Origin of the sequence: Pseudoalteromonas aurantia 208, assembly GCF_014858725.1 — a bacterium.
In the GTDB taxonomy this organism is placed as follows: domain Bacteria; phylum Pseudomonadota; class Gammaproteobacteria; order Enterobacterales; family Alteromonadaceae; genus Pseudoalteromonas; species Pseudoalteromonas aurantia.
Window position 1 is genome coordinate 135,576 of record NZ_AQGV01000015.1, and the last position, 25,181, is coordinate 160,756.

The 25,181-nt window shown below is 36.4% G+C and carries 15 protein-coding genes and 1 pseudogene; 10 read left to right on the forward strand and 6 right to left on the reverse strand.

The window, feature by feature from the left end:
* Positions 1-3: 3 nt before the first annotated feature.
* Positions 4-564 (reverse strand): hypothetical protein, encoded by a 561-nt coding sequence (locus tag PAUR_RS19105; protein WP_192509323.1) that lies wholly within the window; start codon positions 562-564, stop codon positions 4-6.
* 247 nt (positions 565-811) lie between these two features.
* Here PAUR_RS19105 and PAUR_RS19110 point away from each other — a divergent pair.
* A pseudogene (locus tag PAUR_RS19110) lies at positions 812-1,410 on the forward strand (tyrosine-type recombinase/integrase); the annotation flags it as partial.
* Positions 1,411-1,572: 162 nt separating this feature from the next.
* On the opposite strand, the gene PAUR_RS19115 reads toward PAUR_RS19110, so the two are convergent.
* Together PAUR_RS19115 and ydiJ are read right to left on the reverse strand one after the other, a co-directional pair.
* Positions 1,573-2,565, reverse strand: a complete 993-nt coding sequence (locus PAUR_RS19115) for a hypothetical protein (protein ID WP_192509324.1) — start codon at positions 2,563-2,565, stop codon at positions 1,573-1,575.
* Between the two features lie 658 nt (positions 2,566-3,223).
* Positions 3,224-6,280 carry a D-2-hydroxyglutarate dehydrogenase YdiJ gene (gene ydiJ / locus PAUR_RS19120; protein WP_192509325.1) on the reverse strand — a complete coding sequence of 1,019 codons (3,057 nt, stop codon included), beginning with the start codon at positions 6,278-6,280 and terminating at the stop codon, positions 3,224-3,226.
* A 168-nt stretch (positions 6,281-6,448) separates the two neighbouring features.
* Between ydiJ and PAUR_RS19125 the strand changes: the two genes are divergently transcribed.
* Positions 6,449-6,640 (forward strand): PGPGW domain-containing protein, encoded by a 192-nt coding sequence (locus tag PAUR_RS19125; protein ID WP_404821727.1) that lies wholly within the window; start codon positions 6,449-6,451, stop codon positions 6,638-6,640.
* A gap of 42 nt (positions 6,641-6,682) precedes the next feature.
* Here PAUR_RS19125 and ppsA read toward each other — a convergent pair whose 3' ends face one another.
* On the reverse strand, positions 6,683-9,058 hold the full coding sequence (ppsA, locus tag PAUR_RS19130) for a phosphoenolpyruvate synthase (protein ID WP_192509327.1): 2,376 nt from the start codon (positions 9,056-9,058) through the stop codon (positions 6,683-6,685).
* Positions 9,059-9,200: 142 nt separating this feature from the next.
* On the opposite strand from ppsA, the gene ppsR reads away from it, so the two are divergent.
* Positions 9,201-10,010, forward strand: a complete 810-nt coding sequence (ppsR, locus tag PAUR_RS19135) for a posphoenolpyruvate synthetase regulatory kinase/phosphorylase PpsR (RefSeq protein ID WP_192509328.1) — start codon at positions 9,201-9,203, stop codon at positions 10,008-10,010.
* Positions 10,011-10,044: 34 nt separating this feature from the next.
* Here the strand turns inward: ppsR and PAUR_RS19140 are convergent, their stop codons facing one another.
* Complete coding sequence (locus PAUR_RS19140) at positions 10,045-11,400, reverse strand: class II 3-deoxy-7-phosphoheptulonate synthase (protein WP_192509329.1); 1,356 nt, start codon at positions 11,398-11,400, stop codon at positions 10,045-10,047.
* Between the two features lie 2,772 nt (positions 11,401-14,172).
* On the opposite strand from PAUR_RS19140, the gene PAUR_RS19145 reads away from it, so the two are divergent.
* The gene (locus PAUR_RS19145; protein WP_192509330.1) at positions 14,173-15,045 is read left to right on the forward strand and encodes a DNA replication terminus site-binding protein; all 873 of its coding nucleotides are present in this window, start codon (positions 14,173-14,175) and stop codon (positions 15,043-15,045) included.
* Positions 15,046-15,049: 4 nt separating this feature from the next.
* Here the strand turns inward: PAUR_RS19145 and PAUR_RS19150 are convergent, their stop codons facing one another.
* A complete protein-coding gene (locus tag PAUR_RS19150) occupies positions 15,050-16,264 on the reverse strand; it encodes a replication protein A (protein WP_192509331.1) in 1,215 nt (404 codons plus the stop codon).
* A gap of 694 nt (positions 16,265-16,958) precedes the next feature.
* On the opposite strand from PAUR_RS19150, the gene PAUR_RS19155 reads away from it, so the two are divergent.
* The 6 genes from PAUR_RS19155 (at position 16,959) to rmuC (ending at position 25,160) form a co-directional block, all read left to right on the forward strand.
* Complete coding sequence (locus PAUR_RS19155) at positions 16,959-18,191, forward strand: AAA family ATPase (RefSeq protein ID WP_192509332.1); 1,233 nt, start codon at positions 16,959-16,961, stop codon at positions 18,189-18,191.
* An 18-nt stretch (positions 18,192-18,209) separates the two neighbouring features.
* Positions 18,210-19,172 (forward strand): ParB N-terminal domain-containing protein, encoded by a 963-nt coding sequence (locus tag PAUR_RS19160; protein ID WP_192509333.1) that lies wholly within the window; start codon positions 18,210-18,212, stop codon positions 19,170-19,172.
* Positions 19,173-19,350: 178 nt separating this feature from the next.
* Entirely contained in the window at positions 19,351-22,455 is a 3,105-nt protein-coding gene (locus tag PAUR_RS19165; RefSeq protein WP_192509334.1) for a DEAD/DEAH box helicase, read from the forward strand.
* 284 nt (positions 22,456-22,739) lie between these two features.
* Entirely contained in the window at positions 22,740-22,943 is a 204-nt protein-coding gene (locus tag PAUR_RS19170) for a hypothetical protein (RefSeq protein ID WP_192509335.1), read from the forward strand.
* Between the two features lie 13 nt (positions 22,944-22,956).
* A complete protein-coding gene (locus PAUR_RS19175; protein ID WP_192509336.1) occupies positions 22,957-23,640 on the forward strand; it encodes a response regulator in 684 nt (227 codons plus the stop codon).
* Between the two features lie 56 nt (positions 23,641-23,696).
* The gene (gene rmuC, locus PAUR_RS19180) at positions 23,697-25,160 is read left to right on the forward strand and encodes a DNA recombination protein RmuC (RefSeq protein WP_192509337.1); all 1,464 of its coding nucleotides are present in this window, start codon (positions 23,697-23,699) and stop codon (positions 25,158-25,160) included.
* Positions 25,161-25,181: the final 21 nt, after the last annotated feature.

The window sequence follows — 25,181 nt, forward strand, 5'->3', positions numbered from 1 at the left end:
ATATTAATAGGCTTCAACAATAGTTAGTTTAAATAAACCAGGAGCATCCTCATTTTCTGTTTCTCTATAGAGTGTAGCTTCGTAGAAGTAATCGCCTATGTACCATGTAACATACTCCCTAAAGTCATACTCAGTGTCTTTGCGTGAGACTTGAACATCGGCGGCCCCTTGTTGTTTCACTATTCTCACTAGGTCTTTCTTAAGCGTCCCGTGCTTATTGTCCTCGTCATCTCGAAACTTCAAACCTAACTTTTTCCACTTTCTTGGCATGCTATTGCTTAGTTCGAGAGAGCTTGATCCATTAAAGAAATAGAGTTTACTGACAATTTCATTTTGAGAACTGTAAACATAAAACCGATTTGACATGCTGTACTTTTCACATCGGAAATGGTTATCTTTTAGTTTTATTTCTCTTATACATGTACCTCTATTTTCTATTTCTTCATTGGTGGTTTTACCTATAACGATCCCAAAAGGCAGTGTCGTCAAATCATTTTTCGCTTGCACGAATGTTGAAATATTTAGTAGTGTAAAGAACAGCGCAGTTTTTGCAATGATATTCATAGTTAACCTTTAATTATCAATAAATTACGTATACTTTAGTAAAGTTTTTGCTACTAACTTTGAAGTTCGGTATTTGTGTTATTAGCAAAACAAAGTTCATAACGCCCTTCAACAATACGTTTAGCCATTTGTTATCCCAACATATTGAATTTTATTGTATTAAACAAAAAGTTGTAAATCAATAAGTGACACTTATTCATTAGAAATAGTACAGGTTAGTGACTCTAGATCTATTTTGTTACAGTAAGAATATGTGTTATGTGCAACAAGGGGAAATTGTGATGCTAAACCTGAATTAGAGCGTTTAGCCTGCCTAAAAGGGTTGTACTTACGCATTTTTGTATTGTCGAGCGGCCGCAGTGGTCCCTTGTTATGTGACACTTTTGGCAAGACCCAGTTAGGCCTTGGTATATATGAATAATGGGTAAAGTTAATAAACTCCGCGATACAACTCTGAGCGAAGACTTTGTCCTATATTTGCGTCGTTACAGAAAATATCGAGGTTTACCAGCTTTGCTGAGAGTTGATGAACCCACCCCGATTGTGCATAAATTACGTGGTCAAGGGGAATGACTGTTCGACAAATTGGCCGCATTGTACAACAATGTTTTGACTTGACAATTGAGTATTTAAAGCCAAGATGGCTTTTCGGATGAATCAAAGCAATTGAAAGCGGCAATAGTGCATTGGTTAAGACAAACAGGCGCGACTCATGATGCTCAACTTCGCCCACTTAAACATTTATCTGAAGATTTAGGGCATGCCAAAATCGCGACCACTTATCAAATTTATGTTCAAACTAACATTAAAGACAGGGTTAAGTCTGGAACTAAAAGAAAACTCTAATTAGATCTTAATCAGCATGTTCAGGAACTAAAAGCTATTAATGTGCATCATAATGTATAAGTTAATTAAAAATAGATAAAAACATCACGCCCTAATATCTAGGGCTTGATGTTGGGTCAAACTAATAAAAATCGTTCTGTAATACGATGATGTGCATCTAAGTTATAGGCCTCGTAATTTAGCAACTACGCTATTAAAGTCAGAGCCTTTGATCTCAGCAGCGTACGCGATCCGCATTTGGTTTAGGTATTCATATGCCATTTCTTCAGCTTCCATTCTACCTATTCTAGAGGCATTCCATGTTTTTGATGGTTTACCTGGAAAGCTTGCTGTTACTAGACAGTCTACTGGCGCCATAGGAGCATCTTCATCGATTTCAATTGTTACGCTGTTTAATGTTTGCTCTTGATATAAATTAGACTCTAAATTTGAGAATTCACCGCCCCAACATCTGCTACCTATACTACGAACATAGCCGCGAGTGTATGCATGACTGCTAGCTAAGCTACCAAGTTCCTCAAGTTTTGTCGCCATGAGATTACCTTGATTCTTAACATAGGCCGCGCTGATGAACCCCTTCACATGACGTTCGGTTAAAACTGCAATATTAAGGGCTGCCATTGTTGAATAAGAGGATGTTAATGCAAATGCTTTTGTATTGTAACTTGCCTCGTATGCCCTATGATGACGTAAAGAGTTTACATATGTTAATAAAGAAGTAAGAATAGATACATCAAATTGGTTACTATTTAGTGAGTCTTGATAGTAATCAAATGTTGTACTGAAAGCGGCTAGGTCACTTTTTGCATCATACACTGCATCATTGATCACCACACCTGACACAAGGCTTTCTATTTTTTCAAGGTCTTCAGAATGAAGTCTTACAATTTGGGGACCCGCTGGACCACCGCCAAATAGTAAATTTGAAATAAAGTCTTTAGCGCCCCCTTTTATTGCGCTCTTTGCACCATCAAGGATCCAACCTCTAATTAATGCGCCTGTTATAAAACCTTGTGCTGCAGCGGTATTTGCCTGGTCAATATTCAGTATATCAGCTGAATGTATTGCTGGATTTATTACTTCCTCAGTTGAAGCTGAAGTATTAAAAGAGCCGAAAAGTATAGCCATAGTAGCTGCGATTGTTTTTATTTTCATTTTATTATCCTTTAAAATTGCTTTTACTTATTAGGTTGGTAATTTCCAAAAACCTATTTATTATTAACTTTAAGCTAATGGACAGCCAAAAATTTAACAAAGAGCATATTGAATTTCAAATTTGGTAATTTAGAGTTATTGCTTTAAATATCAATGTGATGGATTTTTTGATGTTGCTACTCTAATGTTTTTATAATTAATGAAGGTTTTAAAATCAATGAGTTACTGCCTTTGGTTACTCAATGGTAATCTATTCTTATTGAATATTATATCGCGTTTATATATTGACTTTTGTTTGTTTTTTTCAAGTGGCAGGTCATTAATTGCACATGCATTACTATTAAGAAGGTTCTAATATTTTCATATCTTTAGCATTTATTATAAATAAATGATGTGAATTACTATGATTGAACTGTTTCATTTTTTTGGAGAGTTACAGAATAGTTGGCGAAGCAAACAAACAATTTGAGATTTATCTATCTCCAATACTTAGGAATATAGAATAGTTAAAGTGTGATTATATAATTACTGATGGAGCATTTGTAAAGAAAGAATACACTACTAGCGAGGTTATTAGTGTATTCTTCCCAGTTTTATATATTATGTTAAATTGTTGGTTGTGTGATTTTCACTTTCCCTAACCCTATTTATTTTAAAATCAAGAGCGTAAATTAGCGGCAATAAACTCTATTGGATGCTTAGGTTTCCTATTTTCATAGCGCTTTACTTGGCTTCGGCATGAGAATCCGGTTGAAAGAAGGTTTCCTTTGGCTGTTTTTTCTACATGTGGTTTCCAAGACATGTTGTAGAGTGACCTTGAGTTTTCTTGGTTTTGTAATTCATGCCCGTAGGTTCCGGCCATACCACAGCAACCGGTGACTGGGGTATTGAGTGTTACACTTAGCTGACTAAAAATGGATTTCCATATCTGGCTTGCATTTGGTAATGCAGTAGTTTCTGTACAATGAGAAAGTAAGGTATAGTGTTCTTTTTGACTGGCTTCAGTTAAAGATATACTTTGCCAATTTTGTTTTTCAAGCCACTCATGAGCGAGCATAACTTCAAAGCTACCACGTAAATCGCCAAGTAGAGTTTTGTATTCATCACGGTAGACCATAACGAGAGATGCATCCAAGCCAATCATTGGAATTTTATAATCATTGAGAGAGTTCAAAAAATCACACGCAGTTTTAGCTGTTGACTTAAACTCTTTTAAAAATCCCTTAACATGTTGTGCTTTACCATTTGGCAAAAATGGTAATAAAATAGGGTTAATTCCGAGCGCCGCAATAACTTTAATACATGAAGAAACCAACTCAGCTTCATAGAAACTTGTAAATGGATCTTGCACAATAAAAACTGAGTTTTCTCGTTCAGTCTCTGATATACGTTCTAGTTTTGTTTGATCGAATAGATATTTTTTATTTACTCGGTTAGCGAGAGTTGGCGTACTTAATAAGGGAGTGTCTACGTACCCAAATACTTTTTCTATTACATATGCGGTTGGTTTACTTTTGACTATCGGGTTAACAACAGGTCCTAACTTTGAAAGTATGGGCGCCGTCGTTTCTATGTTACTGACCAAATAATCTTTTAAAGGTCTATTGTATTTACTGTGATATAAATTTAAAAATCGAGATCTGAACGTGGGTACATCTACTTTTATAGGACAGGCTGTAGTACAAGCTTTACAAGCTAGACACTCATCCATCGATTCTTTAACTTCATGTGAAAAATCGTATTGGCCTTTATTTTTTTCTCGCGTATTTAAGTACCTTTCCCACCAAGTAATGTCATTCTCTTTATTGATCAATTGTTTTTCAACATCAATAATATTTACGTTCGCTTTTTCTTGTAACCGAAGCCATTCCCGAATTAAACTGGCTCTACCTTTTGGTGAATGTCTTCGGTCTTTTGTTACTTTATAAGAAGGACACATTGGTGAAGATTCATCGTAGTTATAGCAAAGACCATTACCATTACAGTTCATCGCATTTTCAAAACTGTCTCGAACTTTGATATTAATTTTTTTGTCGAACCAAGCTCGTTTTTGTGAGTCAACACTTACTAACTCATCAGTGCTTTCAATTGGTGTGCAAATTTTCCCTGGGTTTAATCTATTATTCTTATCAAAAACAGACTTTATTTTTCTTAACTCAGTAAAAAGTATTTCGCCAAAAAATTCAGGACCATATTCACTTCGATAACCTTTACCGTGTTCACCCCACATTAAACCTCGGTACTTTGCTGTTAAAGCGACTACGTGATCTGAAATTTTACGTAATAGTTTTTCTTGTTCTGGATCACACATATCAAGTGCGGGTCTAACATGTAGGACACCCGCATCGACATGGCCGAACATGCCGTAATTTAAATTGTGGGAATCTAATAAAGCTCTAAACTCTACAATAAAATCAGCGAGGTTTTCTGGGGGAACAGCAGTGTCTTCCGCGAAAGCGAGTGGCTTTTGTTTTCCTTTCGTGTTTCCTAATAGCCCAACTGCTTTTTTACGCATGGCATAGATTTTTAGAATATCGGCTTTATCATTTATAAGTTGGTAGCCGATCACTCCAGCCTGTTTATGTGCGATCAATTTGTCTAATTCTTTGCACAGTGATGAAATTTTCCCGTCCATTTCATTTTCGGTTTCACCGTTAAACTCGACCATATTGAGTCCTTGCATCTCGATGCCAGGAACACTGGTTATTAAGTCTGATACGGAATGCCAGACAATATCTTCTTTTGCTAAATTTAATACTTTACTGTCAACCGTTTCAACGGACGTTGCTTGAGCGGAAACTAGAAATGGTGAATTTCTTAATGCTGAGTCAAAACTATCATACTTAATATTGATTAATGTTTTGAGCGGTGCAATTGGTGTAATATTTAGTTTGGCTTCTGTGACAACCCCCAATGAACCTTCAGAACCTGTAATAATTCTTGATAAGTCAAAATTCTCGAGTGTATTATCGAATACGTTTTCAAGATCGTAACCCGTTAGGAAGCGATTTAGCCTTGGAAACTTAGATAAGATCAACGCTCGGTTTGAATGACAGCTTTCTATCACTTGTTGATAAATTTGTGACGCCCGTCCTTCTTGAGCGGCGATTAATTGTGCTTTTTCAATGGATATTTTTCGGGTATTAAGCTCGGTTCCATCAACCAAATAAGTTTTCAAGCCTAAAACATGATCACTGGTTTTGCCATATACAAGCGAACCTTGACCTGAAGCATCGGTGTTGACCATTCCGCCAATAGTTGCTCGATTACTTGTTGAAAGATCAGGCGCAAAGAAAAAACCATATGGTCTAAGGTAATCATTTAATTGATCTTTTATAACACCAGCCTGTACTTTAACCCATTTTTCTTCCACATTTATTTCTATGATTTCACGCATATGACGTGATAAGTCAATGACGATGCCGGGAGTAAGTGACTGACCATTTGTACCTGTACCCCCGCCTCGAGGCCCAAATGTTAACGACAAAAATGGATTTTGCTGAGCACAATGCAATGCGGTTTGAATATCTTTGTTATTTTTTGGATAAATTACGGCTTGTGGCACATTTTGATATATGCTGTTATCCGTGGCAGTTACTAAGCGAGTAGCATAACTGCTGTCTGTTTCCCCTAAAAAACCATTGTTTATTATAAGGTTAAGGTAATCATTGAGTAATTCACTTGCGGTATCTTGCTGATTTATATTGGCAATCATGACGGTAATAATTTATTGCTTTTAACTAATTGTACCACGGAGTGAAGGACAAAAAGTTGAGAAATTTAATCTTTGTTACATATTAAGCAAACTAATACATACTTTGGCTTGTATACTTTAATTGTGGTCATTTTGTTAAATAGGGAAAAGTAGAAGATGAAAAAAGTAATGGTCCTTGGGATAGGTGTAGTATTTGTATTTCTTGCGATTATATTTTTTGTTGTGCCAGGACCTTCAATCATATTCGCAATGGCTGCATTAGTGTGCTTTTCTATATATTATCCAACAGCGAGAAAGTATTTAAGAAAATTACAAAAGATATTTACTAAAGCGTGTCACAAACTTGATGGTATTAAATAAAAAAGCCGGCAACTTGAGCCGGCTTTTTCAGATTCTTAGATACTAGTCTTTTAGCTTGTCAGCTAGGTATAACCAAGTTTCTAATACAGTATCAGGGTTAAGTGAGACTGAGTCGATCCCCTGCTCTACCAACCAAGCTGCAAAATCTTCATGATCCGATGGACCTTGACCACAAATACCAACGTATTTGCCTTTTGCCTTAGCCGTTTGAATTGCCATCGATAGTAATTTTTTAATCGCTGGATTACGCTCATCAAATAAATGTGCAATTAATCCTGAATCTCTATCTAAGCCTAGTGTAAGCTGAGTTAAGTCATTTGAACCGATTGAGAATCCGTCAAAATACTCTAAAAACTCTTCAGCTAACAGGGCATTTGAAGGTAGTTCGCACATCATAATTACTTTTAGACCATTTTCGCCACGTTTAAGGCCATGCTCTTCAAGTAATTCAATAACGCGTGCTGCTTCTTCTAATGTTCTAACAAATGGGATCATTACTTCAACATTTGTTAAGCCCATTGAGTTACGAACACGTTTGATAGCTTCACACTCTAATGCAAAACACTCTCTGAAATCTTCAGAGATATAACGCGCTGCACCCCTGAAGCCAATCATAGGGTTTTCTTCTTCTGGTTCGTATTGTTGCCCGCCAACTAAGTTTGCATATTCATTAGATTTAAAATCAGACATGCGAACAATAACGCGTTCTGGTGCAAACGCACACCCTAGAGTAGAAATACCTTCAACAAGCTTAGATATATAAAATTCTACCGGCGATTCATAGCCTGCAATAATTTCTTTAATTTCAGCTTGTAACTCTGCAGGTTGATCAGCAAAGTTGATAAGGGCTTTAGGGTGGACACCGATCATTCTATTTATAATGAACTCAACACGAGCTAGACCAATACCTGCATGGGGTAACTTTGCAAAATCGAATGCACGATCCGGGTTACCTACATTCATCATTATTTTCATTGGTAGGTCTGGCATGGTGTCGACACGGGATGAAATAATATCAAACTCAAGTTGACCTTCATAAATAAAGCCGGTATCACCTTCGGCACAAGATACAGTAACTTCTTGATTATTTGTTATTAGATCAGTTGCATTGCCACAACCAACTACTGCTGGAATACCTAACTCACGCGCTATGATCGCTGCGTGGCAAGTGCGGCCACCTCGGTTTGTTACAATTGCAGCGGCGCGTTTCATGATTGGTTCCCAATCAGGGTCAGTCATGTCAGTTACAAGTACATCGCCCACTTGGACTTTGTCCATTTCGTCAATGGAGTTTAGTACGCGAACAACACCTTTACCAATTTTATGGCCAATTGCTCGACCTTCTGCAATGACTTTAGATTGAGATTTAAGTTGGAAGCGCTCCATGACGTTTGAATCTTCATTTGAACGCACGGTTTCTGGACGGGCTTGTACGATATACAATTTGCCATCGTTACCATCTTTTGCCCACTCGATGTCCATTGGACGTCCATAGTGTTTCTCGATAATAACAGCTTGCTTTGCCAGCTCTTGGACTTCGTCATCTGTTATAGAAAATTGTGCTGATTGTTCAGCGGCAATATCAATAATTTCAACTTGCTTACCATGAGACTCGTCTGATGAATAAACCATTTGAATTGCTTTAGAGCCAATGTTACGTCTAACAACAGCTGGTAACCCTTTTGCAAGCGTCGGCTTATGAACATAAAATTCATCTGGATTGACTGCGCCTTGGACAACCATTTCTCCCAGTCCATAACTAGAAGTAATAAAGACAACATCTTCGAAACCAGACTCAGTATCGATGCTGAACATAACACCAGATGATGCTTTGTCTGAGCGGACCATGCGCTGAATGCCCGCGGATAGAGCAACACCACGGTGATCGTAACCCTGGTGTACACGATAAGATATTGCTCGGTCGTTAAATAATGAGGCGAATACGTGCTTAATTGCAACCATGACGGCGTCAATACCACGTACATTAAGAAATGTTTCTTGCTGTCCGGCAAATGATGCATCTGGCATATCTTCGGCTGTTGCAGAAGAACGCACTGCGAACGAAACATCGGAATTTGTATCACCGTGAAGGGTATTATAAGCGTCGTGAATTGCTTTATTAAGTTCTGGTTGGAATGGAGTATCGATGATCCATTGTCTTATTTCGGCACCAACCTTGGCGAGTGTAATAACGTCATCGACGTCTAGTGTGTCTAAAATTGTGTGGATCTTTTCGTTGAGTCCAGATTGCTCTAAAAACTCATTAAAGGCATCGGCTGTAGTAGCGAATCCACCAGGTACTTGTACACCAGCGTTAGAAAGGTTCGATATCATTTCCCCAAGTGAAGCGTTTTTACCACCAACTCGAGGTACATCTTGCATACCTAACTCTTGATACCAGAGAACGTAGTCTTGCACGGAACTGTCTCCAAAACAAATTGTATTTAATGTGAGAGATTGTTTGACCTTTAGTATAGGTCAAGGGCATTCTACACTGGCAAGTACGCTTACGTAAACCACGGAAGCGAAAATTCAGCTAATTTGTAAGAACAAGGTTAAAATGAGAACTGCATTTTATATATCAGATGGTACTGCAATTACATCGGAAGTGTTTGGGCACGCAACACTTTCAATGTTTCCAGTGGAATTTAATCATCAAACAATCCCATTTGTTGAAACAGTCAGAAAAGCTGAAGAAATCAAAGAGCTTATTGACCTAAATGCAAAGAATACTGGCGAACGGCCACTCGTATTTTTCACTTTTGTGAATCCAGAATTGTCAGACATTATTTTGTCGTCTCAGGGGGTTTGTTATGATTTCTTGGCATTAGCTAGTAAGGTGGTTAAAAAGGAATTGAATGTAGAGCCTGTCCCAAAAATACATCGAACTCACTCAATTCATGAAGCGAGTTACGACTTTAGAATAGATGCTGTTAATTATGCGTTGGCAAATGATGATGGCGCTAATATAAAAGATTATGAACAAGCTGATATTATTTTAGTTGGTGTGAGCCGATCTGGTAAAACCCCGACGAGTTTATATTTAGCACTTCAGTACGGGATAAAAGCAGCTAATTATCCAATCACGGAGGATGATTTAGAAAAAGGTAACTTCCCTAAGTGTTTACTCACTTACAAAAAGAAGCTGTTTGGGTTGACAATAAATCCAGAAAGGTTAGCGGCAATAAGAGAAGGGAGAATGGCGAATTCTAAATACGCGTCACTACGTCAGTGTAGAATTGAAGTGAGAGAAGTAGAAATGTTATTTAAAAAGCATAAAACCCCTTACTTGAACTCAACAAGTCACTCTGTTGAGGAAATATCAGCGAAAATTATTTCTGAAACGGGTTTAACTCGTCGGAAATATTAAAAGGCTGTATTACAGCCTTTTTATTTGCCTTAACTTAGACTTTGTTTCGCGCATCTTTAAGTAAATCTGCGACAAGAAAACCGAGTTCTAATACTTGATCAGCATTAAGGCGAGGGTCACATTGAGTCCGGTAGCGCTGTGCTAAATCTTCATCAGATAAACCGTACGCCCCACCAACACATTCTGTAACGTGTTGGCCTGTCATTTCTAAGTGGACACCACCCGGATAAGATCCTTCAGCTTTATGTACTGCGAAAAATTGGCTGATTTCACGCAGTATATTATTGAAGCTTCGAGTTTTATACCCTGTACTCGCCTTTTCAGTATTTCCGTGCATTGGGTCTGAGGTCCAAACAACTTTTCTGCCTTCGTCTTGTACTCTACGAACTAGGGCTGGTAGTTTTTCTGGTAGTACGTCTGCTCCCATTCTTGTTATTAGCGTTAAACGTCCAGGAATGTTATCTGGGTTTAGCGCATCAATTAACTTTATGAGCTCATCAGGTGTCATGCCTGGACCTACTTTGACACCAATTGGGTTTTTAATGCCTCGGAAAAATTCAATGTGGGCATGGTCTAGTTGTCGTGTGCGCTCTCCAATCCAAACGAAGTGCGCAGAGCAATCATACCAGTCACCTGTTAGATGATCCCGGCGAGTAAGTGCTTCTTCATACCCTAATAACAGTGCTTCATGAGATGTATAGAGTGATGTTTCTTTTAGACTGGGTGCTACGCTTGAATCTATACCACACACTTCCATAAACTCGAGAGCGTCTTGAATTTTATCAGCCATTTGCTGATACTTCTCTTTAAGAGGGTTTGCAGCTACAAAGCTCATATTCCAACGGTTTACTTGGTGTAAATCAGCTAAACCACCTTGTGCGAATGCACGTAATAAGTTTAGTGTTGCAGCGCTATGGTGGTAAGCCGTCATTAATCTATTAGGATCCGGAACGCGAGACGTTTCGGTAAACTCAAAGTTATTTATTATATCACCACGATATGATGGCAAAGATACCCCATTAATTGTTTCAAAATTAGAAGAACGAGGTTTTGCGTATTGACCTGCCATTCTTCCTATTTTAACAACAGGACATTTCCCGCCATATGTTAAAACAACAGCCATTTGTAACAGTGTTTTAAAAGTATCGCGAATATTGGCTGCATTAAAATCAGAGAACGATTCTGCACAGTCTCCGCCTTGAAGTAAAAATGCTTTACCTTCACAAACATCTGCTAAACTCTTATAAAGACTTCTTGTTTCTTCAGCAAAGACCAAAGGTGGAGCTTTATTTAGTTGGTTCTCAATATCGATTAACGCGCTATTATCTGGGTATTCAGGTTGTTGAACAATTGGGAGTTCTCTCCAACTGTCTGGGTTCCAAGGTTTCATTAATTTTCCTCATTCCAATGTAGTGTTACCTCACCACGAAAGTAACGTATAGACGTACTCGCTTCAAGATAAATTTAGTATTTATTTCAGGAAAGAACACATCATCCTGAAAGGGTTCAAAAGTGTCAACTTTATAGCCCAATTTACACTGCCACACCCATTAAAGAACACATCATACTCAATCTTAAACACAAAATCTTAGCATCTCTCCAAATATAAAAAATGCTTATCAAAGTAACTAAGTAAAATTCATTCTTAAAAAAGTAAAAGAGCCGGTGATAATTACTACTCCTTTTATGGTAAAAAATAGAGTGGTCAACTCCCCCAAATTTGTATTGTTAAGTTACTCAGAAGATTAAAATAAGATGACCAAGAATTAAAAATTCATTATTTTAGCCTGCGTATAAGAAAGATAAATCACTAACTTTATCTGACGAGCCAAATCTTAGAAATATAAAAGAGCCGATTATTGGATTTCTAGTAACTACTAATATATTGGCTATATAAGTTAAACAAGAACACTTTTAAGCATAGCAAAGAAGAATTTGCGAGAGTACTAAAGCGTTATGGGTAATGGGTAATGGGTATCAATTAAAAAATATTATGTTAAATTAAGTGTCATTAGTAATTATTCTTATCGTTCCCTTGAACTTTCAATTGTAAATTTAGAAAATCGAACCTTGAGCATTAAATTTATAAAGTTAATTAATAAACTTTAACTCTATAAATCAAAGCCTAGCCTCTGAAGCATAGGCACCCGTTTATCTAACGGTTAAGCAATCTTTGAAAGTAACATAAGATAAAAAATGAAATAGAAATGTCTGTAACTCCAGCCAATTTTGTACAGCTATTCAGTAGAATTATACAGCCTAAAGGTAACCAATTAGTATCATGGGCGCCCCTCAAAATATAGATAACTCGTCACTAATCTATGATTTCACGTACTTCTTGAAGTGATTCAAGCAAGTATCAAGCTAACACTTCTTCGCATTAACTTTGGTTGAACATCTTCACACTGCCATTTTGATAAGCGCTACCCTGTTTTATATATTCTAGTTTGCTGTTTTTTCCAGAGCCAACTTTCCAGCCCTGTTGAAATAAATCCAAGACTATTGTCGACTCAAATCTGATTTAGTTTGCCGCGCCAAGCCGTGGGGTAATTTAGTGTACTAATTACTTTCTCAGCTTTTAAACTTGTTTAGCCCTTGTCGATTGAAGTCAACACATGTGTTCAATGTTTCTAAAACAATAACCTTAGCTTAGTACATCACTTATAAGTTTCATCGACCAAGATTCATTATATTGATTTTGCACTCTCAATGGCTGAGTTGTTCTCGTTGGTTGGTACACAGCGTTTTCCTTTGTTAGCATGTGTAGACACGTTCAGCACATTTTTTATTCCAAGGCTTGCCTTATTGCAAATACTTTTAAATAATTTTGCTACCCCGATCTTTTGAGTACGTCAATGAACTCATCATCTGGCGAAAGTTTATTTTTGTAATTAAAACTAAGCGACTTAGCCATCTTACTTGAAAAGGAAAATGCGACGCTCACTTCAAATTTGGCTATTAAATGTTTTACCGAGGCTCGGCGGCTACTTATCTTTACGCCTTTTTGCGATGATATCGTCAAGCATATCAAATACTTTTAGCTTACGGTTTTATTCTTCAGCTCTTTAAGTCGCCTAGCATCTGATGCTTCCATACTTTGAACGCCAGTTTTAAAAGGTGACCTGGCCGATGCCATGTTTACGATAAACTTCAGGAACATGAATACTCGATTCAATTTTATTTGTCATGCAGAGTTTAGAGTTTCAATGACCTTACTTTTTCTCATTGTAAATTTTCCTATTTTTGTTAATCGAGAATTCTACTTATGATTTGTTTTATTTTTGGGAAATTACATTGATTATTTTTACTGTAAAGGTGCACCTGTAATGATAAATTGAGTTAGCTTACTAAAGCTTAAATTAATTAAGTTTATTAGACATATTATTCTGTTCAATGTTAGAATAAGACAACAAGAACACATCATACTCTATAGTCTATACCAACAACGTAACCATTCAACCTAACTAGATAATATAGCTTACAGAACACAACCGTTTTTTCTGCTGCATAAATGGTTATTCGAGGCTTTCATCCGCTCTAAAGTAAGTAGTGCCCGCAATGATAAATTGAGTTAGCTTACTAAAGCATAAATTAATTAAGTTTATTAGACTTATTATTCTGTTCAATGTTAAAATAATACAATAAGAACACATCATACTTTATAGTCTATACCAACAACGTAAGCATTCAACCTAACTAAATAATATAGCTTACAGAACACAACCGTTTTTTCTGCTGCATAAATGGTTATTCGAGGCTTTCATCCGCTCTAAAGTAAGTAGTGCCCGCAATGATAAATTGAGTTAGCTTACTAAAGCATAAATTAATTAAGTTTATTAGACTTCTTATTCTGTGCAATGGTAGAATAGGAGAGTAAAGAACACATCATACATATAGTTTTAAATAAGAATCCTGATCATTTCACCTAAATAAATAATATAATTAACAGAACATACTCATTTTTGCTGCAACATGATCTAATCACCAGATTTTCAAAGCCCTCAGTAATTATTTTATCAATAGTAACAACATAGTAAATCGGTTAATCAACAGACAGAGTTTTGAGACCGTTTATTAGACTTGCCATTAGATTCAATGTTAAAATTATAGATAGAGAAAGAACACATCATATATGTATATAATAGGAACAATTGTCACTAACATGATAACACCATTTTCAATACGATCTCATTTTGATTATTTACACGAACAGATTTCTCTATTTTGCAACGAATTAGCGGAAGCTGATATCGTCTCTGCAGATTACTATCAGCTCCCTCTCATAACTAAAGAAGATGAAAACAAAGCGCCGGAAAGCATTCATGTAGAAAAAATCTCAGGAACAAGTGCGCTAAACAAAGCAATAAACGCTTATAAAGACCTTTATTTAGATAAAAAAATAAGCGGTAAAATAATCCAACGTCATCCAGGGCTAATAACGGTTAATGATAAAAATCTACATATACAATCAAGATTAAAAGAAGTAAACAAAGCCAAAAATGATTTTAAAAACCTTATCTTATCTATTGAAAATAATGATGCCCGCTTCGATGCTGTGCACAGTGCCATTCCTAATTTAGTTACTCTTGCAGCATATAGAAAAATCCATAGTGAAATAGCTGACCCTTACTCAGTTCGATTTACTTGGATGACAAAACATGCTATACGCACGTTATCAAAAGATACAGCACTAAAAATGTTGAATAACTCATCTAATTACACAAACCCAAGAATGATCGATCAACAGTCTTGGATATCTCTTGTGGAAACTGAAAAACTGAGAGTTTCAAAATTAAATGAAAAAAGTAAGCTAAGAATTAGAAGACCAACTAGAGTATCACCTGAAGTTAATATTCGCTTTACTGCAGAAAATAGATATCACGTTAGTGCAGCGCTCCCATTTATTTTGTTTAACCCTAGTAAAAATACAAAGCTTGGAACGCTAACTAATTATGAAAAAGTAGAAAATCACCCAAGAAAAAGAGCATACAACTTTCTTGTTGATAGAATATATTTAGAAAAATTAGCTGAATAATCGGTTATTTTTTGACTATCTGTTCAAGAATTTCTTCATCAATAACTTCTACATCTTCAACAATACGTTTGCCACCTTGAATTTCTATTCGTTTATTATGCTTATTTAGTGCCAATATTTCTTCACAAAACTGAGCTGAAGGATGCATTTCATACACATAATCTACGATTTTTCCACTATTATCGTCTTTAACATTGCTTATACTGTAATCAGAAATCGCACCTTTTTCAATCAAGTCCTTCATTGTTGTAGTCATATCTCGACGTAGTGCTTTTAATTTGTTCTCAACAATTTCATCTGTTGAATAAATAGAACCATATTTTTCCATTATTGATAAAAGACGGAAGTGGTAAGTTTTTCCTGGAGCTGCATAGCGCCATAAGTGATATAAACGAAGCATCATCCAACGGGATAATCCACGCTTTAACTCTTGTGCACTGTTAAAATAGTAACCTTTATACTCTAAATTATCGATCATATTATGTACAAACGCGTTGAGACATGCGACACATTTGATATTACCACCTTGCCCTTTTTTCCCACTAAAATGTAGGGAAGATAGGAAATTCATATTTGACTCATAAAATGAATCATCAATATCCGTATTTTTTGTATCTGTCGCTGAATATTTAAATGACAATTTAGAACCTTGCAATGCCTCTAAAGATTCTTTTATTTGTGGGTAAGGCATTGATTGTCCAACGGCTTTTAACTCTTGAGCCAATTCATTCATCGAAAAAATTACAGCATATTGAATACCGGACTTAAAATTTATTTTAACTATTTTGCCTTTTGAAGCTAGCCGAATAAGTGCCCGCTCTACTTTTTCTTCTCTGTCAGAAGGCCATACAAGATACTCGACATCTTCCCCTTCTTTTTTACTACTCACTACCGCAGGCGTTATTTTTATTTCACCTTCGTATAAAATGCCATCAACTTTTTCAGATATACGACGAGTAATGATTGTTTTTTTTGGTGCTTCTTCTAACGGTAGCTTTTTGTGCCCAGAGCGAACAAACCTTCCCCATAAATCATAATGATTAAAAGTATTAGAGTATGCACGTAACCCATGAGCTGCATTTTCTAATGATACTCGAACATCTTTATTATCAGTAAATAGCGCTAAACTTTCATTATCAATAGCACTTTCCACACCATGGATCTGACCACGCAATGAATCGGGCAGATTATCTACAGAGATGTTCACCTTTCGGCTCATTATATTACTTCCAAAATTTATGACAGCTAATAACAACATATTCATGAACAAAAGTTAATGATTTAAGTTAGTATAAAAGTGATCTGGACGTTTTTTTTTTCATAGATCCAATTTTTACCAACTAAGAAATATTTTGGATCAATATATTACTAACATAGAGTATATTTCCGGCCCAGCTTTCAAAAAACCTTTCAAATATACGTCAAAATAAGGCGATTCCTTAACGCTATGTGGATAACTTTAGTCTCTGTTGGTATAGATCAGATCTATACTTAGAATGGATCCGATCCTAATCTACTAGATCTATGAAGTACAAAAGAAAATGTTTATAACTTATTGAATTTACTTAGTATAAACACGATCCAACCCAATAGTTTTGTGAGTAACTGTGTGCATAAGCTGTGCTCAATTAACCTTTTCAGTTTATACTTAGTAGAATAGTGATCTGGGAGTACATAAAGATCGGATCTTTACTTCGTTAAAACCCGATCTAACATTTAAATTAATCTTGATTATTATCAATGGTTTAGTTGTTATTTTTATGCTCTATCCTTTAATACCTATATACTTAACCAATTTAATCTTCTTATTTATTCTAAAGTAAATTGAATTGATACTATGTCTTTATATTTTTATGTTTACTACTAAAGTAATGGACATTATAATGTTTGGTATCAAGTCAAGGATATCGCGTATGTCAATCAATAATAAAGCACTATCAACCTATCGTTTGTTAAAAGCAACCGCTGAGGTTGCTGAACAATCATTAGAAGGTCGAATTCAGCATTACAGAGCTCATTTAAAAACAGATGAAAAAGAGCTTAGAACATACACTCAAAAAGCAGCTGCCGACTTATTAGGTTGTAACAATAGAACATTGAAAAGGCGACATGATCAAGGAGACTTCGATCATTTGCATATTCAAAAAGGTGCAAATGGACATTACGCATATACATTGGCTAATATTTTTTCTATGGCTGACATACTTGGAGTTGCAGCAGATCAACGTAAGTCAACTGATAAATTACAAGTTATCGTTATCAATTCACTTAAAGGTGGTTGTGGTAAAACAACATCACTTGTCAATATCGCTGCTGCACTTGCAACAACAAATATTAAAAGATACAGAATTGGCATAATAGATCTAGATCCTCAAGGATCATCATCAAGCTTTTTTCCTGCGAATGATCCTGAACCAATTACGGTTGGCGATTTAATGAGAGATTGTATTGAATTAGATCAAGATGAAAGTTGGTCTGATGTTGTTACCAATGCTTTTAAAGAAACCCATATTCCAAATATTAGAGTATTACCTTCAGGAATGGATGATTTTTATTTTGAACATGAAACAGCAACAGAACTAAAAGAGAGTTCAAGCTATGATCAAACTCGGCATTACCATAAACTTTTAGAAAGAGTGATAACACCAGTTGAATCACAATTTGACATAATTTTAATTGATACTGCCCCATCATTAAATTTTATGTTTTATAATGCATTAATGGCGTCTACTGCAATGCTCATTCCTGTACATCCAGAGGCTGTCGATTTTGATGCGAATAACAAATATTTAAAAAGACTTGGTGAGATATACCATACTGTCGCAGCACTGGGTCATGAGGGCTGGGACTTTATGCAATTTTTGGTTACTAACTATGTTAAAGGTAATCATTCGCAACGAGATATTGTTAAAGACGTTCGCAGTGCATTTGGTCGACAAGTTATGAGTTATCCAATAAATCATAGCTCAGCAATAACCGCGAGTTCCTCATCGTTTAATACTATTTTTGATCAAAAAACATCTGATAGCTTAGCCAGTAGAGAATCTTTAGTAAAATCACAAGAAAATATAAAAGATGTTGTCGATGAATTAGAAATGTTAATTCGTTCTAATTGGTTATCTACACAATCATCACTCGGTCAATGATAAAAGGTTTTTAATAACATGGCTAAAAAACGTAAAAATGACACCCGTTTAGATCCTTTTGCAACTCCAGTAGAAGGAAGTAGTCTGGATGATCTATTGGATCAAGCTAAAATTGGTGATGTGATCACTATGCCTGCACCAAGTGATCCACAACGTACAATTACATTAACCTGCCAAGTGATAAAATCACATAATATAGAAAATCATACTCAGGTTTATGGTCAAAATAGACGTGAGCAATCATTACTAAATGAAAAGTCCGTCGCAGATATCTTACCAGCGATAAAAAATGATAAGAGAAACCTCCACCCGGCTCTGTGCTGGCAAAAAGGACAACAACAATGGGTCTTATCAGGTTCAAGGAGAAGAAAGGCCTGTATGCTCGCTGAGGCTGATTACGTTATACTCACTTCTTCTGATTTTAATGATCAAGATGCTAAAGCATTGGCTATTTCATCAGATCAATACATTGCACCGAGTCTATGGGAATTAGGACAAGCTTATCATGCCACCAAAGTTTATCTTATGGAGCAAGGCTTAAAGGGGTCATATCGCGAGATCGGCTCACTTGAAGGCGTATCTCATACAGCTGTTGCTGATGCTTTAAAAGCATTTGAATATATTCCAAAGGAAGTGCTTAGCTTGTATCCAACAGCCAATCATTTGGGTAGAGAAGCTGCAAAGAAATTAATTGAAGCTATTAAGATTAATAAAAATGCATTCGAAATTAATCATTTAAATATTCATGATCAAGAATTTTTGAATGATACAGTCAGTGATGAAAAGCGAGCAATGTTGATAACCCATTATTTAACAACATTTGAAAACAAACCGGCCCGCTCAGAAGCTTTGTTAGACAACAAATTCATTAAAGTTCAAAGGAACCTTAAAAGTGGCGACGTAACAATTAAAATTGATAGTAAGGTATTGACTCAGAAAAGAATTGATCAATTGCAAAAGCTATTAGCTAATTACAATTAATCCACATAATTAAGTTAGCAAAATAATAGAAAAATTTTAACTGGTTGAAATACAAGCAATGAGAATTAATTCGCTACTCCAACCAGTTAAAAATCGCGACTTTATTACGAGATAACCCTTTTGGTAGTTCCTATAATTTCATATACTGGCGAAATATTTCATTTTACATGCTGAACTGATGTCAACGCAGTTATCTAAAGAACAATTATTTGCATTGTTCGAAGAAATTAAACAGGAACAAGCAACACAATTTCCTTTGTCTGAACGGTTTTTGAAGCAGTACTTCAATAGCGCTTTATTAGTCAAAGCAAAGGAATATTTAAATAATTCGCAAATTAGTTACTTAGATCACTCGGATGACTTTTCTCGTATAGATTCTCAAGTATTAGGCAATTTTGGGAATACTTTTTCTCAGTATATTAAGATTTCTCAAGTTAATAATTCAGCTCGTGTAGAGGCCCAATGTACGTGCTCTAACAATCCCAAGTGTCGTCATATTGCTGCAGTGTTGCTTAAATTAAAAATAGAGCACTCAGGCGGGTTTGGAGAAGCTTATTTAGTTAACGACTGGTTTAATGAGCTTATTCAATTACAACAAGATAGCATCCAAGGCGCCAACAACGTTTTGTTATTTGTTTTAGAGCCTCATAACAAAGAAGTGCTGTTAAGCCCAAAATTATCACCATTGCGGCCTGATGGTCTGTATCCACTAGGCCGACCATTATCGGAACAACAACTAAATAGCCATATCCCTCTTCAAGATTTACTCGAATCAGACTTTAGGTTATTTAACTGGATCCGTTCGCAAAACCCACCGGGTCATTTCGAATTATTTGGACGCTGGGGGTTTACAGCGATTGAGCAACTGGTAAAAACAAAACGATTTTACCTACAAACTCAACGCCAACCTTTGACATTGGGTCATCAGCAACGGTTGCAGTTTGTTTGGGATATGAGCCAATCTAATGCGCAATTATGTGCTCAATTATCTTCCATTGATAACTGGTTACTACTTAGAACTGATCCGCCAATGTATGTAGATACAGATAAGTTGGTGCTTGGTAGGATAAACTCCGAACTCAGTGCCGCAGAAATCGCTCATTTACAAAGTATGCCTAGTGTTGCAAACGATCAGTTGCAGCAAGTCATGAAGCGATTTTCAGAGACATTTGCAACTGATGTAATTGGCAGTCCAAAAGGGGTCGTAGCGCCTACTCATTCAGTACATTTACGTACAAGGCTTAATATTGTAAAGCTCGCACCAAGTAAAGGCTTTTCATTGTCGATTGATAAAACTGATGAGCTTTCTAAAACGGAATATGCAAAATACATTAAGCGATGTGAAAAAGTACTATTAGGCTTGGGTCTTTTAATTGAAAATGGATTGTTTTTATTACCAGTAAATGATGCAAATGGAGTACATTGGTTTAATCACGAGGTGCGACCTAAACTGCAATCGCAAAATTGGCTTGTTGATGAGCTAACACATGAGTTAACAGTGCAAACGCCTAAAATTACATTGTTACTAAAGCGAGATAAGCAGCACCATATTTTAGGTAAATTGATGTTTGATGGTAAGTCTATCTTACTTGATTGGGATGTGACTGAGCCACTTGATGTCAATAATTTAGCTGATTTGCATCAGTATATTCAAATTGCAGATCAGTTCTATGCAATACCTACACTTACTTTTAATGAATTGCTTGGTTTGAAAGCTCGATTTAGTTATTACAGTTCAAGTCAACAGTTCAAGTTTCCTTTATCGTACGCCAGAAAGCTCTACGAGTTAGAGAATACCACAGTGGTAAGCTCAGATGCGAAATTGACTGACTATTTAGCTGAACTTGATTCACCCCAAAGCATTCAGTTTAATATCCCATCTACTGATAGCCAAACGTTTGTACTACGAGATTATCAAGAACAAGGAGTACGTTGGTTAAAGTTTCTGAATAAACATCAGCTTGGCGGTATTTTGGCTGACGATATGGGTCTTGGTAAAACACTGCAAGTGATTGCTTATTTTATTAGTCAACATAATACATTAATGACTCAGCCTAGCTTAATTGTTTGTCCTACGAGTCTGGTAAGCAATTGGCAGAATGAATTTAAGCGGTTTGCACCGCACTTAACATTAACTACAGTGCACGGCTCCGATAGAGAAAAAACGTTAGAATGTGTACATACAGCTCGGTTTATATTAACAACTTACCCATTGTTAAAGCGTGATTTGCATTATTACAAAGGCCTTAAATTTGATTCTATTGTACTGGATGAAGCTCAGTATATTAAAAACGAATCAGCACAAGTATCTAAATGTGTTAAGCAATTACAAGCGGAATTTAAATTGTGTCTTAGTGGTACGCCTGTTGAAAATAATTTATTGGAGTTAAAGTCATTACTGGATTTTGTGATGCCAGATGTTTTGGGAACTAAACAACAATTCAAGCACTACTTTCAAATTCCTATTGAAAAAGAACAAGATATTGCTCGTGCTAACGAGTTGAAAGCTTTAATTGCCCCTTTTATTTTAAGGCGCACAAAAGTGGATGTTGTTAAAGAGTTACCAGATAAAACGGAATTAATTAAAGAGCTTGAATTTACTTCAGAACAAGCGAATTTATATCACAGTGTCCAGACCAAAATTGAAGATAAGTTATTGACATTGTTTAAAGAGCAAGGAGCGCAAAAAAGTAAACTTGTATTTTTAGATGCGCTTTTAAAGTTGCGTCAGATTTGTTGTCACCCACAGCTTGTGGATAAGCAAGTTAATAGTGAAAGTGCTAAGTTTCAGTGGCTTTGTGAACACCTGCCCGTCATGCTATCGCAAGGAAGAAAAATAATTATTTTCAGCCAATTTACATCAGTACTGGAATTAATTGCAAAGCAATTGACTGAAAGTGAAATCGGATTTTCAACTTTAACGGGCCAAACACGAAACCGTGAACGTGTAATAAGTACGTTTACAGAAGGGCTATGTGATGTATTTTTGATTAGTTTAAAAGCGGGTGGCACGGGACTAAACTTGACACAAGCTGACACCGTGATCCATTTTGACCCATGGTGGAACCCTGCAGTAGAAAATCAAGCGACGGACCGAGCCTATCGTATTGGACAAGATAAACCGGTCTTTGTTTATAAACTTATTATGGCTAATTCTATTGAGCAAAAAGTGCATAGTATGCAGCAGCAGAAGCAGGCGTTGGTTGATGCTTTATTTGAAGATAAGAGCTTAAATTTAAGCCAATTTGATGAAACTCAGATGTTAGAAATGTTGAAATCATAAAATAATTTTGAAATGAGTGAAATAATTCTGAACTAACTTCAAAGTATGCTGTCTATTATTATGCTTATTGGCAGCAGTGAGCTTAACGTTGATTTCCCCCTTGATTACTTATTTGTAATAAAGCCAGCAGGTTTTGCTGGCTTTTTTGTTTCTGTCCGTAAATTTTATATTGGGTTTGAAATTCCACATTTGATCCACATTGTTTCGTTTAAATAGATACATTGAAATAAGGTAACTGGTTCATTGAACTAGTATTACTTAGTTAATCTAGAAGGTGAATATATATGTTGTGTCATGAAGAAACACCATCGCATCTAAACTTTATTGAACCTGTATCACAATGTGACTATGATCTACTGGTAGAGGTCGCAACCAGTGACGACCTAAATAGTATTTTAACAATGTTATTGTTTGACGAAACACTGTCTGATTCGTTAAAAAATGATGTGAAAAACCAATTAAAAGCAAATCAATTAAGTAATAATTAAGCAAAGAGAAATTATGCAGCACATCCTAATCGTTGAAGATGACTTTGATATAGCAGAGCAAGTTATGCTATTTTTTAAAGCATCGGGGTTTAAAACGTCACACATTGCTGACGGTGCAGATGTGGTTTCTTGGGTTGAGAAAAACAGCCCTAATGCAATCTTGATGGACATCATGCTGCCAAATCAAGACGGCGTTGAATGTATGAAGAAAATTCGTGCCTTTTCCATGGTGCCGATTATTATGATGACAGCTAAAGTAGCAGAGTCTGATCGGCTAAAGGGACTTGAATTTGGTGCAGATGATTATGTGTGTAAGCCTTTCAGTGCAGCAGAATTGGTAATGAGAGTGAAAGCTATTTTGCGAAGATGCGCACCCGCTGTTGAAACTGAGAAATTAGTGAATGTTGATGAGCAGCAACTCACTGTAACGTTAAAAGGTAGAATCCTCGCGCTAACGAAAGTTGAGTTTGATGTGTTTGCGCTATTGTATAATGCACCTAGCCGCGTTTTTTCAAGGCAGCAAATTTTAGATTACATTCAACCAGATAACTTCGATATCTCAGATAGAGTGATTGATAGTCATATTAAAAACATTCGAAAAAAGATCAAGTTGTTGGATTGTTCTCCAAAATTGGTCGGGTCTGTTTATGGCGCAGGCTATCGTTATGACGAACAACAAATCAATGACACTAATTAAGTGATATCAGTTAGGCTCTCAGGTATTATTAACTAAAAATATTACCTGAGAACATTATGTTAGATGCACTCTTTTCTCAATTATCTTGGTTGCATGGCACGTTATTCTTATCGGCGATTTTATGTCCCCTCCCCTTCTATTATCGAGGTCGCCACTTACTTAAAACGCAATGTACAGTGCTTGAACAACAATACATTCATTGTTTGAGTGCTAAAGAACAAGTGCAATCTCAGCTTCAAACTTTGCAAACTGAGCATCAGCAACTTCAAGCAGAAAAAGTACAGCTTCATGGTCATTGTCAGCAATACCAAGCAAGACTCACTGAAAAGCAAACCCAAGTTCATCAATTTCAGGAATTATGGCAGAAAAGTGAGCATAATTTGTCTCATGCTCAAGCTCACGCTCACAAACTTGAAATCGAGCTTACGGATATTAAAGCTATGTTTGAGCAGAAACAGCAAGCATTTGATGCACAAATAGCGCAACTAAAAAATTCAAAAGAGCAGTTAAAGCTGGAGTTTGAAAATATTGCCAATCAGATCTTTGAAGAGAAAACGGCACGCTTTAGTCAACAAAGCCAAGAGACAATCGACCAAATTTTAAAGCCTGTTCAAGGTGAACTAAAGGGTTTTAGAGACAAAATGGAAGCGATTCATAGCGAGGAGTTAAAGCAAAGAGCCTCATTAAAAACCGAATTGCTTCACTTACAAGAGAATAATCGAAATATTACCGAGCAAGCCAGCCAGTTAACAAATGCTTTGCAAGGCCAGAAAAAAGTTCAGGGTAACTGGGGCGAGCTTATGCTTGAAAATGTGTTAGATAGCGCAGGATTAAGGGCCGGGTATGATTATAAAAGAGAGGTTTCATTCTCCACAGATGACGGTAAATATCGACCTGATGTGGTAGTGTATTTACCACAAAAAAGACACCTAGTTATAGATGCGAAAACCTCGCTGAATGCGTATACACGATATGTTAATGCAACGAGCGAAATAGACGCGAATACAGCCTTAATTGAACACTCACAAGCTGTTCTATCGCGTATCAAAGAGCTCGGAGATAAATCCTACGAGAGGTTGCCAGGGCTCAACTCACCAGATGTTGTGATTATGTTCATTCCGATTGAATCAGCGTTTGTTGAAGCTATTAAGCACACACCGAATATGTATCAGCAAGCACTTGAGCAGAATGTGCTAGTAGCGACACCCACTACGCTGTTGACGAGTATGAATATAGTAAAGCAACTGTGGAGATTTGAGGAACAAAGTAAGCACAGTAGAGAGTTAGCGCTTCGAGCTGAAAAATTTTATGGCAAGTTAAATAGCTTTTTGCACAGTATGGAAGGTGTTGGTCGCCAGTTAGATAAGGCCAGAGAAAGTTATGATCGGGCTTTTTCACAACTCTATCATGGTAAAGGAAATTTGATTAAGCAAGCGTCTGACTTTAAAGAGTTGGGAGTATCGGTGAGTAAAGAGTTGCCAGTAGAGTTATTAGAGAAAGCCAATTTAGAGCTTGAGTAAGTTGTTTTTTGGTGTAAACCC

Coding starts and splice junctions, on each gene's coding strand:
- PAUR_RS19105 (WP_192509323.1), bottom strand. CDS start 564: ATGAATATCATTGCAAAAACTGCGCTGTTCTTTACACTACTAAATATT.
- PAUR_RS19115 (WP_192509324.1), bottom strand. CDS start 2,565: ATGAAAATAAAAACAATCGCAGCTACTATGGCTATACTTTTCGGCTCT.
- ydiJ (WP_192509325.1), bottom strand. CDS start 6,280: ATGATTGCCAATATAAATCAGCAAGATACCGCAAGTGAATTACTCAAT.
- PAUR_RS19125 (WP_404821727.1), top strand. CDS start 6,449: ATGGTCCTTGGGATAGGTGTAGTATTTGTATTTCTTGCGATTATATTT.
- ppsR (WP_192509328.1), top strand. CDS start 9,201: ATGAGAACTGCATTTTATATATCAGATGGTACTGCAATTACATCGGAA.
- PAUR_RS19140 (WP_192509329.1), bottom strand. CDS start 11,400: ATGAAACCTTGGAACCCAGACAGTTGGAGAGAACTCCCAATTGTTCAA.
- PAUR_RS19145 (WP_192509330.1), top strand. CDS start 14,173: ATGATAACACCATTTTCAATACGATCTCATTTTGATTATTTACACGAA.
- PAUR_RS19150 (WP_192509331.1), bottom strand. CDS start 16,264: ATGAGCCGAAAGGTGAACATCTCTGTAGATAATCTGCCCGATTCATTG.
- PAUR_RS19155 (WP_192509332.1), top strand. CDS start 16,959: ATGTCAATCAATAATAAAGCACTATCAACCTATCGTTTGTTAAAAGCA.
- PAUR_RS19160 (WP_192509333.1), top strand. CDS start 18,210: ATGGCTAAAAAACGTAAAAATGACACCCGTTTAGATCCTTTTGCAACT.
- PAUR_RS19165 (WP_192509334.1), top strand. CDS start 19,351: ATGTCAACGCAGTTATCTAAAGAACAATTATTTGCATTGTTCGAAGAA.
- PAUR_RS19170 (WP_192509335.1), top strand. CDS start 22,740: ATGTTGTGTCATGAAGAAACACCATCGCATCTAAACTTTATTGAACCT.
- PAUR_RS19175 (WP_192509336.1), top strand. CDS start 22,957: ATGCAGCACATCCTAATCGTTGAAGATGACTTTGATATAGCAGAGCAA.
- rmuC (WP_192509337.1), top strand. CDS start 23,697: ATGTTAGATGCACTCTTTTCTCAATTATCTTGGTTGCATGGCACGTTA.